Source organism: Streptomyces sp. NPDC046866 (assembly GCF_040704625.1).
In the GTDB taxonomy this organism is placed as follows: domain Bacteria; phylum Actinomycetota; class Actinomycetes; order Streptomycetales; family Streptomycetaceae; genus Streptomyces.
This window is the reverse complement of the sequence record NZ_JBEYXN010000027.1, coordinates 82,547-98,091: the sequence shown is the minus strand read 5'-3', so window position 1 is coordinate 98,091 and position 15,545 is coordinate 82,547. Positions and strand designations below refer to the sequence as shown.

General features: G+C 68.0%; 14 protein-coding genes and 4 pseudogenes. 10 read left to right on the top strand and 8 right to left on the bottom strand.

The genetic code is table 11. From position 1 onward, the window contains the following. Positions 1 to 610: 610 nt before the first annotated feature. Positions 611 to 3,040, top strand: coding sequence for a Helicase associated domain protein (locus AB0953_RS29910; protein WP_366862692.1), 2,430 nt, complete (start codon positions 611 to 613; stop codon positions 3,038 to 3,040). Positions 3,041 to 3,123: 83 nt separating this feature from the next. Here AB0953_RS29910 and AB0953_RS29905 read toward each other — a convergent pair whose 3' ends face one another. Next, positions 3,124 to 3,576 carry a hypothetical protein gene (locus AB0953_RS29905; protein WP_366862691.1) on the bottom strand — a complete coding sequence of 151 codons (453 nt, stop codon included), beginning with the start codon at positions 3,574 to 3,576 and terminating at the stop codon, positions 3,124 to 3,126. Positions 3,577 to 3,707: 131 nt separating this feature from the next. Between AB0953_RS29905 and AB0953_RS29900 the strand changes: the two genes are divergently transcribed. Further along, on the top strand, positions 3,708 to 4,277 hold the full coding sequence (locus AB0953_RS29900; RefSeq protein WP_366862690.1) for a DUF6233 domain-containing protein: 570 nt from the start codon (positions 3,708 to 3,710) through the stop codon (positions 4,275 to 4,277). A 124-nt stretch (positions 4,278 to 4,401) separates the two neighbouring features. Here AB0953_RS29900 and AB0953_RS29895 read toward each other — a convergent pair whose 3' ends face one another. After that, complete coding sequence (locus AB0953_RS29895; protein WP_366862689.1) at positions 4,402 to 5,343, bottom strand: hypothetical protein; 942 nt, start codon at positions 5,341 to 5,343, stop codon at positions 4,402 to 4,404. Between AB0953_RS29895 and AB0953_RS29890 the strand changes: the two are divergent. Together AB0953_RS29890 and AB0953_RS29885 are read left to right on the top strand one after the other, a co-directional pair. Continuing rightward, positions 5,339 to 6,628: pseudogene (locus AB0953_RS29890) on the top strand (helicase associated domain-containing protein); the annotation flags it as partial. The gene AB0953_RS29895 and the pseudogene AB0953_RS29890 overlap by 5 nt on opposite strands. Positions 6,629 to 6,906: 278 nt before the next feature. Beyond that, positions 6,907 to 7,122 (top strand): annotated as a pseudogene (locus tag AB0953_RS29885) (IS630 family transposase); the annotation flags it as partial. Positions 7,123 to 7,159: 37 nt separating this feature from the next. On the opposite strand, the gene AB0953_RS29880 reads toward AB0953_RS29885, so the two are convergent. Together AB0953_RS29880 and AB0953_RS29875 are read right to left on the bottom strand one after the other, a co-directional pair. Beyond that, positions 7,160 to 7,528 carry an STAS domain-containing protein gene (locus AB0953_RS29880; RefSeq protein ID WP_366862688.1) on the bottom strand — a complete coding sequence of 123 codons (369 nt, stop codon included), beginning with the start codon at positions 7,526 to 7,528 and terminating at the stop codon, positions 7,160 to 7,162. Continuing rightward, entirely contained in the window at positions 7,525 to 8,991 is a 1,467-nt protein-coding gene (locus AB0953_RS29875) for a GAF domain-containing SpoIIE family protein phosphatase (RefSeq protein ID WP_366862687.1), read from the bottom strand. The genes AB0953_RS29880 and AB0953_RS29875 overlap by 4 nt, the downstream gene beginning before the upstream one ends. Before the next feature lie 170 nt (positions 8,992 to 9,161). Here AB0953_RS29875 and AB0953_RS29870 point away from each other — a divergent pair, with 170 nt between their 5' ends. The 4 genes and pseudogenes from AB0953_RS29870 to AB0953_RS29855 all read left to right on the top strand — a co-directional run bounded on the left by AB0953_RS29870 (position 9,162) and on the right by AB0953_RS29855 (position 10,733). Beyond that, positions 9,162 to 9,401, top strand: a complete 240-nt coding sequence (locus AB0953_RS29870) for a helicase associated domain-containing protein (protein WP_366862686.1) — start codon at positions 9,162 to 9,164, stop codon at positions 9,399 to 9,401. A 224-nt stretch (positions 9,402 to 9,625) separates the two neighbouring features. Then, positions 9,626 to 9,787 (top strand): annotated as a pseudogene (locus tag AB0953_RS29865) (helicase associated domain-containing protein); the annotation flags it as partial. Between the two features lie 9 nt (positions 9,788 to 9,796). Then, positions 9,797 to 10,057: a helicase associated domain-containing protein gene (locus AB0953_RS29860; RefSeq protein WP_366862694.1), complete on the top strand. Its 261-nt coding sequence runs from the start codon at positions 9,797 to 9,799 to the stop codon at positions 10,055 to 10,057. A gap of 160 nt (positions 10,058 to 10,217) precedes the next feature. Continuing rightward, positions 10,218 to 10,733 carry a hypothetical protein gene (locus AB0953_RS29855; protein ID WP_366862685.1) on the top strand — a complete coding sequence of 172 codons (516 nt, stop codon included), beginning with the start codon at positions 10,218 to 10,220 and terminating at the stop codon, positions 10,731 to 10,733. Between the two features lie 941 nt (positions 10,734 to 11,674). On the opposite strand, the gene AB0953_RS29850 is transcribed toward AB0953_RS29855, so the two are convergent. The 3 genes from AB0953_RS29850 to AB0953_RS29840 form a co-directional block, all read right to left on the bottom strand. Further along, positions 11,675 to 12,325 (bottom strand): hypothetical protein, encoded by a 651-nt coding sequence (locus AB0953_RS29850; RefSeq protein ID WP_366862684.1) that lies wholly within the window; start codon positions 12,323 to 12,325, stop codon positions 11,675 to 11,677. Between the two features lie 82 nt (positions 12,326 to 12,407). Continuing rightward, positions 12,408 to 12,650: a hypothetical protein gene (locus tag AB0953_RS29845; protein ID WP_366862683.1), complete on the bottom strand. Its 243-nt coding sequence runs from the start codon at positions 12,648 to 12,650 to the stop codon at positions 12,408 to 12,410. A 256-nt stretch (positions 12,651 to 12,906) separates the two neighbouring features. Beyond that, positions 12,907 to 14,082, bottom strand: coding sequence for a hypothetical protein (locus AB0953_RS29840; RefSeq protein WP_366862682.1), 1,176 nt, complete (start codon positions 14,080 to 14,082; stop codon positions 12,907 to 12,909). Positions 14,083 to 14,096: 14 nt separating this feature from the next. On the opposite strand from AB0953_RS29840, the pseudogene AB0953_RS29835 reads away from it, so the two are divergent. Both AB0953_RS29835 and AB0953_RS29830 read left to right on the top strand, forming a co-directional pair. Next, positions 14,097 to 14,603: pseudogene (locus tag AB0953_RS29835) on the top strand (DUF6233 domain-containing protein); the annotation flags it as partial. A gap of 46 nt (positions 14,604 to 14,649) precedes the next feature. After that, the gene (locus AB0953_RS29830; protein WP_366862681.1) at positions 14,650 to 14,874 is read left to right on the top strand and encodes a hypothetical protein; all 225 of its coding nucleotides are present in this window, start codon (positions 14,650 to 14,652) and stop codon (positions 14,872 to 14,874) included. Between the two features lie 69 nt (positions 14,875 to 14,943). Here AB0953_RS29830 and AB0953_RS29825 read toward each other — a convergent pair whose 3' ends face one another. Continuing rightward, positions 14,944 to 15,501, bottom strand: a complete 558-nt coding sequence (locus AB0953_RS29825) for a hypothetical protein (RefSeq protein ID WP_366862680.1) — start codon at positions 15,499 to 15,501, stop codon at positions 14,944 to 14,946. Positions 15,502 to 15,545 lie beyond the last annotated feature (44 nt).

The window sequence follows — 15,545 nt, the reverse complement described above, 5'->3', positions numbered from 1 at the left end:
TCCCTAGGCGCTGCGCGCCTAGCAAAGAAACGTGGCGCTTCCCGCCACTAAAAAATTCACGCTTCGCGTGAATTCCCGTCAATTCCCGCGCTGCGCGCGGGAATTGGAATTGCGCTCCGCGCAATTCTCCCCGTTTCTCCGCTCCGCTCCAAAACGGGGCGTGGATTTCCGCTGCGCTCCAATCCCCAACCGCGCTCCGCGCGGTGGCCGGCAGCAGCCGGAGGGGGTCCGTGCATCACTCCGGCTGACTGTGTAGACGTGACGGAACACCACAACCCCCAGGTCGGCGGCCCGATGGGCCATCCACCCGGCAGGCCTCCCCCACCAGCAGAGACCAGCACGGCCCTACGGCCCCAACCCCCGCCCAGCACGACCAGCATACCCACAGAGAGACGGGCCCCACACCCCCAACCACCAAACTCGCCGAACCCAACCGGGCACGCCTACAGTCGAACTGATGACCCTCCACCAAAACCCCCACGCGCCCGCCCCCACTCTGCTAGCGTCTGACGCTGACCATCCGGAAAAGCTCCTGTGCATCACTACTTGGCACTGTGTAGAGCGATCGGAACGAGCGGACCCCCAGACAGGGGGATGGAATGGGGATCCAATGAGCGCACCGCGTGAAATCAGGCCGCATCAGGTCGAGGCGGTCGAGGCGGCCGTGAGCGCCCTCGATACTCCGCCGAAGGGAATTCCTGCCAACGGGTTGCGCGCATCCGTAGTAGCGGCATGTGGTACCGGGAAAACCCTGATCGCCGCGCACTCCGCACTGCGCCTCGCCAAGGGTGGGCGGATTCTCGTGATGCTGCCCACCCTGGACCTACTGACGCAGACGGTAAGGGAATGGCGTACGGAAGGGCATGACGGTAAGTCGGTGGCGGTGTGTTCTCTGGACGATGACGCTGGCCTGTATGCCGCAGGGGTGCGGACGACCACAAACCCGGTGCTGCTCGACGAGCGGTACGGAAAAGGCCCTGTGACGATGTACGCCACCTATGCCTCTTTGCCGGTCCTCACAAAGGCTTTCAGCGGTGAATGCGGTGCGCCGATGCAACCCTTTGATCTCGTGGTGGTTGATGAGGCGCACCGGACCTCGGGGAGTCTGGGGAAAGCGTGGGCGGCGATTCATTGGCAGTCTGAAATTCCGGCAGCGAGGCGACTCTATTTCACCGCCACGCCTCGGATTTGGCAGGAGCGTCCACCGAGCCGGGATGTCCGGGAGGGAGCGCGGGACCGGCTGCCGGCCGAGCTGGCGTGCTCCATGGATGACGAGTCGGTGTTCGGCCCGATCGTGTATGAGCTGGACCTGGCGGACGCCATCAGTCTGGGCCTACTGGCCCGTTACCAGATCCTCGTGGTGGAAGTGCGGGACCCGGTGGCGGCGCGGCTGTCGGGGCCCGAGGCACGCGAGGAGGAGGTACGCGGCTTGCGCCTCGGGGCGCTGCAAGCGGCTTTGCTGCGGACGGCAGCTGAGCATGGGTTGCAGAAAATCATCACCTTTCATCACCGCACGGTGGAGGCGGAGGCTTTCTGTAAGGGCCTGGAAAAGAAGGCTGAGGAATTGCACGCGTTCAACCCTGAGGCATACCCGGAGTCGGTTTGGACGGGGTGGCTGCGGGGCGAGCATGAAGCGGACCACCGCGCAATGGTGCTAGGTGAGTTCGGCGGGACGGCGCGCCGTGCGGTGCTCTCCAATTGCCGCGTTATGGGTGAGGGAGTGGACTGTCCGGCAGTGGATGCCGTGGCGCTTTTGGATCCAAAGGGTTCGTCGGTCGATATCGTGCAGGCGATCGGTCGGGCACTGCGCCAGAAGCCCAACGCGGGAAAGCTCGCGTCGTTGATCGTGCCGGTTTTCCTGAAACCGGATGAAAAAGCCAGTAGTTCCACCATGGTTACGTCTGCCTCGTATAAGCCTTTGGTGAAGGTATTGGCTGGCCTGCGGGCGCATGATGAACGCGCCGTTGAAATGCTCGCCATTCCGCAGGAGAACACACCGCGTCTGCCGGGTGAATGGATTGGCCCGGAGCCAGAGGAAGGGGAGGAAGAATCTCGCATGTTGCTCCGTTTTTCTACTCCCCGGGACCCTGCCGCTGTCGCTGAACTGGTGTCGCTGCGCGTGATCGACACCGAGCGACAGGACTGGACGCGCGGCTACTGGGCGGCGCGGCGGTGGTCGGCGCTGCATGGGCATCTGCGGGTCCCGCTGGGTGCCGAGATGGCATGGGGGTACCCGCTGGGGCGGTGGATCCGCCGGCAGCGGGCCGCGTACGCGTCCGGGCAGTTGGACGGCCGGCGGGCGGCGCGGTTGGAGCGTCTGGGGATGGTGTGGGACCCCGCCGAGGCGGACTGGCAGGACAACTTGGCGGCCGCCCGGCTGTACATGGGCCGGTACGGGACGCTGGCGGCCCCTCGCAGTGCGGTCGTCGCCGAGCCCGGCGGGCAGGCGGAACGAGCCCTGGACGGCCCCGCAGGGGCCATAGGGCGCCCGATCGGACAGTGGCTGTCCAACTGCCGCAGGCCCGGCGCGCTCACGCCCGAGAGGGCCGCACAGCTCGCCGAGATCGACCCTGACTGGAACCCCACGGGTTGGCCGATCGACTGGCAGCGCCACTACGCCGGAGTACGGGCCCTTGTGTTCGATGGAGGCGCGGCGGTGGATGAGATCGTCCCTGGGGTGACCGTGCACGGCGCCGACATCGGCCGGTGGCTGCACCGGCAGCGCGAGGCCTGGACCGAGCTGTCGCCGGAGCAGCGCGCACGGCTGACCGAGCTCGGGGTGAGCGCGCCCGAGCCGGCCGCCACACCCAAGAGCGGCGGCCGGGCCGCAGCGTGGGAGCGGAGCGTTGCCGCCGCGCGTGCCTACCTCGCCCGGGAGGGCACCCTGAGCGTGGTCTCCCGCGGGCATGTCGAGCACGTCGTGCACGACGACCAGGAGCACGCCGTGAAACTGGGGGTGTGGCTTTCCAACTGCCGTACTCGGCGCGCGAGTCTGCCGGCGGACCGCGTCGCGGTACTGGCCGAGCTCGGAGTGATCTGACCCACCCCACCGGATATGAAGATGGCCCCTCAGCTGAGGGGCCATCTTCATATCTCCGCTGACACAGAGAGCAAGCGCATGGCTCACAAAAACGAGTATAGGAACTGAGTGAACTGCATCAGGATCCAGCTCACCACAAGGATGAGTCCGGCCGACACGACCAAGAGGCCCGCCTGTAAGGGCCAAATGATGACTTTGCTCCATCCTTCCGTGAAGGATGGACTCCATGCCTCCGGCACCAGGCTGCGGGCGGTCCAGATATGCAGACCAGCCAGAAGTCCCAAGGTCGCACCAGCTCCGATCCATGAGAGAACCGGCTCGTGGATCGGAACCCAGATCCAGATCATTGCTGCGACACCCACACCAACCAGCGTCGCTCCGCCCGTCGCTCCCGCTTGCTGAGCCAGGGAGGTATGCGCCGCTAGCAGCCTGTCCGACGTGCTCCCACGAGTGTTCTCCCAGACGTCATACGCCGGACCAATCGCATTGATCGCGAAAGCGCAGGCCAGGACGAAGTCCCAGTACGAGCGAGACATCGTAGGTTCCCATCACATCGCGTGGATGAAGGTCAGACGGATCTTCCTCCACTGCCGGCCATGAGTGGTGCAGGCGCGCGAGTCGCCGCTCTCGGCTTCGGTTGAGTGACAAAGTCAGGCGCCTCGCCGCTATGTGCGTCCTGCAAGGTCGCGCGGCAGGCGCAGTACGGGGTCTGAGCGTGTCTGTCCTGCCGCCCGACGTCCCTCGGCTGCGAACCCTGGTCACCTACCTGCGCGGGGAGCTCGGCCACACGGAACAGGCCCTTGCCGCCGCCGAGGCGCACGAGGCCGCCACCGCCCGGCAGCAGCCGGCGCCCGAGCCCCCGGCTTGGCTGGTCGAGCGCGGGATCGGCGTCGGCCGGCTCCCGGTGCGCCTGCACACCGGGGAGTGCTGGGCCACCGGCAAGCGCTGCGTACCCGCGGCCGCGGAACAGGTGCGCCGACTCCTGGCCGAGGGCGTGCCCGCCTGCATCCACTGCCGCCCCGACACCGCCCTGGGGTGCTGGAGTGACCGGGTACCCCCAGGGTGGAGGGATGAGCCGCCTGCGTGTCGTCGTGTACCCGCCGGACCCCCAGGGCTCGGCGCATCCGTGTCGACGGCGAGATCCTCGGCCGCGCCCTCGGCCCCGGCGATCTCCTGGACTTCCTGCGAAGGGCCGGCCTGGACCCTGACGACGTCCGCCTTGACGATGCGCTGCTGATCGAGTGGCGCGGCGGCGGGCCCACCGTGTGGGCCCCGGACACTGGCGGATCGAGAACGCGGCCGCGCGCGCTGATGGCCCGCACCCTGCGCTTGGGGTGCGGGCCATCAGCTGTAGCGGGGCGTCACAGGTCGGACGGGAGTCTCTGGCCGGTCTCGGCGTCAGCTGCGGTACCGGCCGGGGACAGCCGCACGATCCGGGCGGGCGCCTGCGCCCCTTCCTTCCAATCCTTGCCGCCCACCGCTACGCGCACGGTCACCTCGGCAAGGGGATCCTTCACCGGCACCACGATCTCGGGGGCCTTGGGGAACCAACCGTCCTCGCTCAAGCTGCGGGCGCTCTCACCGGCAGCATCGATTTGCAGGTATCGGGCGTTCCGGTCGAAAGACGCGCGCAGTTCGAGGGTGACGCGGGTCCTGTCGCTGCTCCAGTGGGCCACCACGTCGGTGCTGACTCCGTCGATAGTCAGCGCGGCCCCGGACCTGCCCTTGTATGCGGCAGCCTGCTCTTTGCGGTCCTCGCGGCGGTGCTCTTGGGAACCGGTCTGCCACACGCCCGCGGCCGCGATGGACAGTGCCGCAAGGGCCGCGACGTACAGCCAGAGACGACGGCGCGGCGCGGGCGGCTCTGCCATACCGTCCGTCCCCGTCTCCGGTTCCGGTTCCGGTTCCGGTTCCGGTTCCGGCTCGGGTATGGGCACGGGCCCGCTGTACCACGCCGGCTCTGTGCCGTCGTCTGTCCTCTCAAACCACGCAGGATCCTTGCCCATGCGGGTGACCGTAGCGCGCAACTGCACAGCCTTGTCCGTCTCCCCGCACATCTCAGCCACCCGCGCCCGGGTAACGAGCCACGAAACGGCCTGGTCCGAGGCGATGCCATGGGCACGGATGTCCTCGCGCTCACAGACAGCGGCAAGGTGGGCCGCCTCGCTGTACCGGCCCTCTCGGGCAGCCTGCAGAACATCGTGGTGCCGGGCGTCGATGACATCCGGCAACGTCTCCCCCGCCCAGTCGTCGGCGGCGTCGGCGTCGTCGGCCTGGTCGACGTCGTCGTCGGCCTGGATCATCGTGCCGGTCTTCCTGGAGCCCTGCGAGGACCCGACCGACATGGTCGCCTCCGCCAGCTTCAAGCCGCTCGTAGTTGTCCTCCAGGGCCTGCGCTCGCACGATGAGCGCCTGGTCGAGCAGCTCGCCTCCCGCGCCCTCACCAGCGGCAAGCGCAAGATCCACGTCCGGCGCGACGAGGACGGCCAAATCGTCGGCACTGGCGGCGAGGGCGAGGACCAGGAGGACGGCGCCGACGCCGACGCCGAGTCGGCGCTGCTCCACTTCTCCAGCCCGCGCGACGCCGCCACGATCGCCGCGTTCCTGCGCACGCGGGTCTACCGGCCGGAGTCCCTGGTGTGGCTGGAGGGCTACCAGGCACTGCTGCGCTGGCGGGCGGAGAACTCGATCACCGGCGTCCACGCCGTCCCGTATGACGTGGAGGTCGAGGTCGGCGTCACCAAGGCGTTCCCCCTCGGGCGGTGGGTGCACCAACAGCGCAAAGCCCTGCGCACCGGCGAACTCGAGGAACGGCGCAAGACGCTGCTGGACGCCCCGGAGGCCGGGATGGTCTGGGAGCCGGGCGAGCAGGCGTGGGAGGCCAAGCTCGCCGTACTCCGCTCCTACCGCCGGGCCACCGGGCACCTCGCGCCCCGGCAGGACGCCATGTGGGGCGAGGACGACGAGATGGTGCCCATCGGGCAATACATGGCCAACCTCCGCAGGAAGGGAACGAAGAACGGGCTGGGGAAGAACGAGGACACCGCCACGACCCGGGCCGCGCAGCTCGCCGAGATCGACAAGGACTGGAACTGCCCCTGGCCACTGGACTGGCAGCGCCACCACCGCGTCCTGGCCGACCTGGTCGACGCCGACGGACAGCTGCCCGACATCGCCCCCGGCGTCCTGTGGGACGGCGACGACATCGGACGGTGGCTCCAGCAGCAGAAGCAGCCGGCCACCTGGGCGCGGCTGCTGCCCGAGCAGCAGGCACGGCTCACCGCGCTGGGCGTGCAGCCCGACCAGAAGCCGTCTCCCGCCCCCGCGGCCAGTCGTGGGGAGAAGGGGCCGAGCAAGGCGCAGCAGGCGTTCCAGCGGGGCCTGGCAGCCCTCACCCAGTGGGTAGAGAGGGAAGGCGCCCACCGGCCGGTCCCGAGGGCCCATGGGGAGGAGATCACGGTCGAGGGCGAGGCGGAGCCGGTGATCGTGAAGCTGGGCGTGTGGGTCTCCAACACCAAGAGCCGACGCGACAAGCTCACCACCGACCAACTCACCGCCCTCGCCAAGCTCGGCGTCGACTGGGCCTGACCCAGTTCGGCGCTGAGCCGGAGTGCAGAGACCCCTGGGCCGCGATGGTCTCGGGGTCTCGTGCCTCTGGACGCTGCAACACGGTGGTGCAACAGCGGTCCCGGACGGACTTCAGTTACTGTCACCGCAGGTCGGCTGCAACGCGGGATCGCGTGTTGCAGCAACAGCCCCAGGCCCGGCCACCGGCGGCGCATGAAGGTCACCTGGGCCTCCGCCAAGACGACGCCGCTCACCGGGTGCCGGTGCACGGGAACGCACAGGCCCCAGTCGGCCGGTTGCACCACGTCGAGAACACCCACACGCCGACGAACCCCTCCTGGCTGAACCGGATCGAGGCCCAGTTCACCGCCCTGCCGTACTTCACCCTCGACGGCACCGACCACGCCTCCCACAAAGAGCAGGGCAGCATGATCCGCCGCTACATCATCTGGCGGAACCGCCATGCCGATGACCGGCGCCTACGCGCGGTCGCCGACAGGGCCAAGGTTGCCTGATGCGGTACTAGCCGGCTATCGGCTGGCGAGCCAGGCTTCAGGCAGTGGTGCAGTTGCCTTGGCCTGCGGCGAGCGCGGCGTCGGCGCTGGAGTAGGCGGGCAGGAAGGTGTCCATCCCGGTGACGCTGAGCAGGCGGCTCAGCCGGCCGGGGATGGCCGCCAGCGTCAGGGAGCCGTCGGCGTTCTCGGCGCATCGCCAGATGCCGATGAGGGCGCCCAGTCCGGAGGAGTCGCAGAAGGTGACGCCCGAGAGGTCGACAACCAGGTCAGGGTGGCCGTTCGCGATGAGTTCCAGGGCGCGGGCCCGTACGGCGGGTGCGGTGGCGAGGTCGAACTCGCCGGACAGGGCGATCACGGCCCAGGCTCCGTCGGTGTGCGGGACGTCGATGTGGAATGCGTCGGTCATGGGCGTGGGTTCTCCTGCCCGACGCAGACGTCTGCGGTCGGGGCGACACTGTGGGCCGTGGTGGTGATGCCGACGGGAGCACCATCGGGGGTGGGGACGGACAGGGCCAGCAGGGCCACGTCGTCGCGTTCGGCGCCGGGGAGGGTGTCCAGGAGCGCGACGGTGTCATCGATCAGAGCGCCGGCACTGACCGGCGCCGGCCGCCGGGCCAGGAAGTCGGTCAGGCCCGTCTCGGCGAGCATGCGGCCATCGGCAGTGCGGGCCTCGGTCAGCCCGTCGGTGTACAGCAGCAGTCCCTCGCCGGGTGCCAGGTGCAGGGTGCGCGAGGCGAAGGCGGCTTCGGCGAACGCGCCGACCAACATGCCCCCCTTGGCACGGACCGCCTCCACTCGCACGCCGCTGCCCTCGACGGGGCTCAGGTGGTAGGCGGGCGGGTGACCGCCGGTGGCCAGCGTGACGGTGAAACCGCCCTCCCGGGCCGGATCGAGCAGGCCGAAGACTGCGGTGCAAAAGCGGGTACCGACCGCCGCGTCCAGCAGCAGCGCGGTGTTCAAAGCCTTGAGCGCAGCCGTGGGGTCCGCGTCGACGAGAGCTGCGGCCCGCAGCGTGTAACGGGTCAGTGAGGTGATCGAGGCGGCTTCGGCGCCCTTGCCGCACACATCGCCCAGGAAGAACGCCCACCGGCCGCCGCCCACGGGGAAGACGTCGTAGAAGTCACCGCCCACGTCCTGCGGAGAGGCGGTCTTGTAATGGCAGGCCAGCTCCAGGCCCGGTACCGCGGGCAGTGCCGGGGGCACCAGGGTGCGCTGCAGGGTAGAGGCGAACGCGGCGATGGCCGCCTTGTCCCGCTCCGCACGCCGGCGGCCCTCTTCCTCCGCCTGGCGCCTCTCCTGCTCGACCCTGCGGCGCTCTTGCTCGGCGCGTACCGCGTTCAGTGCCGACAGCCGCAGCTCAAGCTGGTCACGCACGATCGCGGCCAGGTCCCCGAGGGTGGAGGCATCGGCCTCGCTGATCTCGCGGGGGCGGGTGTCGAGGATGTTGACCGTGCCCAGCCGGTACCCGTCGGCGGTGATGATCGGAGCGGCGGCGTAGAACCGTACCCCCATCGGGCCGGCGACCAGCGGGTTGGAGCAGGCGACCGGGTCCAGCAGAGTGTCGGATATGACGGTGGTGTCATCGGTGAGCACCGCCGAGGCACACAGGCCCGGATCGCGACCGATCTCGCTGACACCTTCCAGGCCGTGCGCAGCCTTGAACCAGATCCGGTCCTCGTCCACGATCGTCACCGTCGCCACCGACACCTCGAACAACCGTGCCGCCAGCGCCGCGACTCTGTCGTACGCGCCGTCCGGTGGAGTGTCGAGAATGTCGTAACGACGCACCGCCGCCATCCGCGCCGCCTCGACCGACCCGGCCACTGGCGGGCTCGGGGCTATTACAGGCGGGCTCGCTTGCTCCGGCATGTTCCTCGTCTCGTCATCCCCCCAGGGGCACCGACCAGACAGCCAGCACCCCGGAACCCTACCGAACGCCCCCAGCATCACCGCTCAAGGGGCACCGCCGAGCTGCCGGTCCACAAAGAGCCCGTGACCCACGGACGTACGCGCTCGCGGCCACCGAACGGCAGGACTGGATGCGCGGCTACTGGGCGGCGCGGAGGGGGTCGGCGCTGCATGGTCACCTGCGGGTGCCGCTGGGCGCGGAGATGGCGTGGGGGTACCCGCTGGGGCGGTGGATCCGCCGGCAGGGACCCGCGTACGCGTTCGGGCTGCTGGAGGGCGCCGGGCGGCGCGGCTGGAGCGTCTGGGGATGGTGTGGGACCCCGCCGAGGCGGACTGGCAGGACAATCTCCCGGCCGCCCGGCTGTACATAGGCCGGTAGGGGACGCTGGCGGCCCCGCGCAGCGCGGTCATCGCCGAGGGCGGCGGGCAGCCCGAACGGGCCCTGAACGGCCCCGCAAGGCCCCTAGAGCGGCCGATCGGACAGGAGCTGTCCATACTTGCCGCCGCCCGGGGCGCGCTCACGCCGGAGCGGGCCGCACAGCTCGCCGAGATCGACCCCGACTGGAACCCCACGGATTGACCGACCCACTGGCAGCGCCACTACGCCGACGTACGCGCCCTCGTGTTCGACGGGGGCGCGGCGGTGAACGAGATCGTCCCTGGGGTGACCGCGCACGGCGCCGACGTCGGCCGGTGGCTGCACCGGCAGCGCGAGACCTGGACCGAGCTGTCGCCGGAGCAGCGCGCACGGCTGACCGAGCTCGGGGTGAGCGCGCCCGAGCCGGCCGCCACACCCAAGAGCGGCGGCCGGGCCGCGGCATGGGAACGGAGCGTTGCCGCCGCGCGCGGCTACCTCGCCCGAGAGGGCACCCTGAGCGGGGTCCCCCGCGTGCACGTCGAGCACGTCGTGCACGAGGGCCAAGAACACGCCGTGAAGCTCGGCGTGTGGCTGTCCAACGCGCGCAGCCGGCGCGCGAGTCTGCCAGCGGACCGCGTCGCGGTACTGGACGAGCTCGGAGTGATCTGAGCATCTGACGCGCGGGTTTGCCTCGCAAGTCCAGCGTCAACGCAGGTCAGAGGGCAAATAGGTGCTTCTCGCGCATGCACTACACCGCAGGCCCTTAAAGGGTCACTCGTATGGCTCCGGTCACTGGCGCACTTCTCTTCACTGAGTAGAGACTGCCTTCATGGCGTATACCCATGATGCATTACAGGAGAAAGTCCAAGGCGGCGTCCGTCGAGAAAAAAAGGCATTCGCGGTGCTCTTGGAATGGTTTCGACGCTGGCTTAATCGCCGTCTAGACGAAATTCAGGAGGACCTAGATAGGCGCCTAGAGCAGCGCCTACGCCGAGCTAAGTCGCTTGTTAAAATCGCCAATCAAGGTGACGAAGAGATCGTGCGACCTTCCAGGGAACTGTTCGTCGGTGTCGACCCAGTTGTGGAATCAGCCCTTGTCGATTTGCTGAGATCTGATGCACTCGCTCACGAAAGAAGTGGACCGGCAGGGGCAGGTTGGGCTGACTTCCTGATCGGCTTCGGTGGAGTATTCGCTATCTCGGAGAGTGCTCAGAGGGGTCAAGTGACACCTGCAGCAACAATCCGCAGCATGTTCTATGAGGACGTGAGCCACGCTTGTGTTGCATTGGGCTTGAAGGAACCCAGCGCAACGGATAAGTGCGGTCCGGGTGGGGGGCAGGTGTGAACGCTAAGGCTAAGCAGAGCAAAGAGGCAAAGACTGCTACTGTCAGGACGCCTACCCTCTCGGATGACTCCGCTCTTCTTGCTTCCCACTCTCCCGATGTATTTCAAGCTCTTCTAGAACGTGACGAGCGCCAGATGGAGCGTCAACACCAGCTGAACCTTGGGCAGCAAAGCATTCAGCGGTTGGGGATCATTCTGCAGCTCGTCGGGAATGGTTGTGCGCTAGTAACCGTCGTTCTATTGATCATTCTGTCATGGTACGCCTTTGACCAAGGGTATCATGTAGAAGGTGCCGCCATTATCTGCACTGGTGCACTCGGAATGGTTGGCACATTTGTCGCCGGCAAGCGAGTCGCAGTGAAGCGAGGAGCCAAATAGATCGCGTCTACATGGCCAGTGAGAGGCCTCCCGCTGAGCGCTGGAAGGGCTCCGCTGTAAAGGCGGTGCAACGTTCGGCAGCCAGCCAGGACACCGATTCTTGCGGTGGGCCGGTCTCGGCCCCGACGACGTCCGCCTGGACGATGCCCTGCTGATCGAGTGGCGCGGCGGCGGGCGGCCGTTGACAGCGGGCACGGCGGCCGCGCGCTGCTGGCCCGCACCCCTAGCTGTTGAGGTGCGGCCGGCAGCATGTGCGGAGCATCAGGTCCGGCCGGGGACCCTCGGTTCCCAGGCCAGTGTGGACAGCCCGGGAACCCGCGGGTACGGCTAGCCGCGCGGCCGCCCACCCAGGCCCCGGCGGAGCCGTAACGCGACTCGCGCGGCCGTGGTCAGGGCCTGCGCCGCTTCCGACCACTCCGGTGCCCACGCGGACACCGCAGCCTGCGCCACCTCAACGGCGAGCGTCACAGCCACCGGGACCGCCAGCCCGCGCCCGCCGGGCCAGCGGCCGCGCGGGGCCGGCTCCCGGCGCGCCCGGCCGGCTCCTCGCAAAGCGATCTTTAGCTAGCGTTGGGCTAGAAGGCCGAATAGGCCGAGCGCTGCCGTGATTAGCGCTCCGCCTAGGCCCCAAAGCGTACCCCTAAGCGCATCGCTTCGCGGTTTAAGTCGACGCGTTTCTACGTTCTTCAGTCGCGCCTGGCATTTAAGAGTGGGCTTGGGGCCATCGACGAGCAACGTATAAGTTACCGTTCCTCGCTTTTTAATCAGCCCTGGGCCGACCAGGATTTTTTTTCCATTCAGATTCCAAGGCGGCGCCGGGATCGCATCGTCGCTCGTGTGGTCGTCTAGATGCCGGACGATGAGGGCACCTACATCAAGGGTGATCGGCTCCTCATTGTCGTACGTTTCTGTATCGATGTCTTTGGCTCCTCGGCTGACGAGACAGACGTCGACAATCTGCGGATGTGTGAGGGCTTCCCATTTGTCGTCCTCGACACGGTGACGCAATTCAAGATCTGGGCGTACACCGGAAGGTGCACTCAGGAGCGGCGTGATTCGCGGCATGCCATATTGCAATCGCATTTTCGGAAATCCCACCCTGTGGGCTACGAAGGCTGAGAGAAATCCGACCATCAGACCGCCCAGAGCGGCAACGGCCAGCCAAAGCGCTTCCGATTGGTAAAATTTTTCAGCAAGACCCATAAATGGATTCAAGCACAGAGAATGACATTTTCCGTACAGCGACCTCCGAACAGTTCCCGGGCTGCCCCGGCGGCCCGGGAACCCGCAGGTGCGCCTAGCCGCGCGGCCGCCCGCCCCGACCCCGGCGGAGCCGTACCGCGACCCGCGCGGCCGCGGTCAGGGCCTGTGCCGCATCCGACCACTCCGGCGCCCACGCGGACACCGCGGCCTGTGCCACTTCAACGGCCAGCGCCGCCCCCACCCGGACCGCCAGCCCGCGGGGCTGGCGGCGGCGCGGCGCCGGCTCCTGCTCGGATTCCTCGCCCGTCGACTCCCCACCCACTTCTGACGTGCTCATGACAGACAACTCCTTACGTGAAACCTCGGATCACACCTCCGGCCGGAGGTGTGATCCGCACTGTGGAGCGCCGAGGGGTTAGCCCCGCAAATCCCACGTATCCGCAGGTCAGAGCGCGGTCGAGGGGAGTTCGCACATGCGCTACACCGCCGCCCCTTAGCCCCGCAACCCCCGCCGATGTGACCTGCCGCTGTCCTCTGACAAGGAACCTTGAGTCCGTGCCATCGAAGCTTGAGTGGCATGGGTCACTAAACCGTCATTGAGAGCCGCGGATACGCCACGTACCAGATGCCGGGTGCCACACCAGGTGGATCTGTCCCTGATACGGCCTACGAAGCGTCAGCTCACCCAGGTCGAGGGACGACAGAGCCCGTAGTGCCTCATCCGACGCATTCGACCAGAGGAAGAGCGTGATGCCCTTATCCGGATCCTGGACGATGGCAAGGCCCGGCTCGGCAACCTCGTCGTTCCGCGGGTTCCTGCACAACAGCCTGAGGACCATCTGCCGAGCCTGCCCGTAAGCGTCTTCGGCAACTTTGGATGTCAAGGCCTGCAAGAACGGCACGAGGGCGGTGGTGACCACCGCAGTGAGCGCGACCTCTGAAAACCTTGACACCATGCAGTATTGGGGACGGGTGCGCATCCTCGCGCTCTCCTTGCGCCACCAGCTGGCTTCGCCCCGCCAGCCCATCCGTGCGTAGATTTCGGCCAGCACGTCGGCAGCCTCCCACGAGCCTGCTTCGGCCGCCGACGTCAGGCATCGCTCGGCTTCTTTCTCACGGCCCTGGCTGATTAGAAGGTCGGCGAGGCTGCGGTGAGCGTTGCCTGCTCGATACCAGTGTTCCGCTTCGGCCTCTCGCCCTTCAGCCTCCAGCAGCTCGCCAAGGTCGCACATCGCCCACCAAGCGCCACATTCGATGGCTCGCCGAAGCCAGAACTCGCGCTCGTCCGCGCTAGTGGCGCCTTCTGCCATAGACGTCATCGCAGCAACGCTGCCTGCCTCTGCTGCACGCCTCAACCAATAGGTGGCAAGCTCGGCACGACCCTTCGAGCCGTCTGCGCCACGCAGTACATGTGGAGTTTTGGCCAGGTCATACATCGCGTCTGGGTCCCCGGCTTCGGCAGCGGCAAGCAACCAATCTCTGGCCAGCTCAGGGTCAGGCCCCTCACGGAGCTTGGCCTGGCCCAGCATCCTCATTGCGGCCGGATCGCCAGCCTGCGCGGCGAACTCAATGTTCGGATCCATCCGGTCTTCCCTTGGCGACTCGGCGTAGGAGCAGGTCAAGCGATCTGTCTGCCGCTCAAACTTCGATGGCGCGAACGTACTGATCATCAAACTTCGATGGCAACGATCAACACTCGCTGTCACAGCACAGCCGCACAACCGACCGGGCGAGGCGGTCGCGTCGCACTCGCCGAGGAATTCGAACATGAGATCTAATAGGAGTGACGCATTCGATCGCCCAGGAGTCCAGCCATGGCCACCTCCGAGCCCCCCGCCAGACCCGAACCCGTCACCTGGGCTCCCAGCCAAACCGGGCCCTGTTCGCGCTGCCACGCCCCCACCTGCCGCTACGGGGTGGGCGCCTCGCCGCTGTGCGCGTCCTGCAAGGTCGCGCGGCAGGCGCAGTACGGGGGCTGAACGTGTCTGTCCTGCCGCCCGACGTCCCCCGGCTGCGGACCCTGGTCACCTATCTGCGCGGGGAGCTCGGCCGCACCGAACAGGCGCTTGCGGCCGCCGAGGCGCTCGAGGCCGCCACCGCCCGGCAGCAGCCGGCGCCCGAGCCCCCGGCTTGGCTGGTCGAGCGCGGGATCGGGGTCGGCCGGCTCCCGGTGCGCCTGCACACCGGGGAGTGCTGGGCCACCGGCAAGCGCTGCGTACCCGCGGCCGCGGAACAGGTGCGCCGACTCCTGGCCGAGGGCGTGCCCGCCTGCATCCATTGCCGCCCGGACACCGCCCTGGGGTGCTGGAGTGACCGGGTACCGCCAGGGTGGAGGCATGGGCCGCCTGCGTGTCGTCGTGTATCCGCCGGACGCCCAGGGCGGGCGGCGTGTCCGTGTCGACGGCGAGATCCTCGGCCGCGCCCTCGGCCCTGGCGATCTGCTGGAGTTCCTGCGGCGGGCCGGCCTGGACCCTGACGACGTCGGCCTTGACGATGCGCTGCTGATCGAGTGGCGCGGCGGCGGGCCGGCCGTGTGGGCCCCGGACGCTGGCGGATCGTGAACGCGGCCGCGCGCTGATAACCCGCACCCAGCGCTCTCGGGGTTGCGGGCCATCAGCTGTGGCGGGGCGTCACAGGTCGAAAGGGAGTCTCTGGCCGGTCTCGGCGTCGACTGCGATACCGGTCGGCGATAGCCGTACGGTCCGGGCGGGCGCCTGCGCCCCTTCCTTCCAGTCCTTGCCGCCCACCGCTACGCGCACGGTCACCTCGGCGACAGGGTCCTTCACCGGCACCACGATCTCAGGGGCCTTGGGGAACCAACCGTCCTCGCCCACGCTGCGGGCGCTCTCCCCGGCAGCGTCCATTTGCAGGTATCGAGCGTTCCGGTCGAAAGACGCGCGCAGTTCGATGGTGACGCTGCTCTTATCGCTGTTCCAGCGGGCCACCACGTCGGTACTGACTCTGTCGATAGTCAGCGCGGCCCCGGAGCTGCCCTTGTAGGCGGCAGCCTGCTCTTTTCTGTCCTCGCGGCGGTGCTCTTGGGAACCGGTCTGCCACACACCTGCAGCCGCGATGGTCAGAGCCGCGAGGGCTGCGGCGTACAGCCAGAGACGACGGCGCGGCGCGGGCGACTCTGCCGTATCGTCCGTCTCCGTCTCCGGTGCCGGCTCGGGGCCGGGTGTGGGCACGGGCCCGCTGTACCACGCCGGCTCGGTGCCGTCGTCTTGCCCAT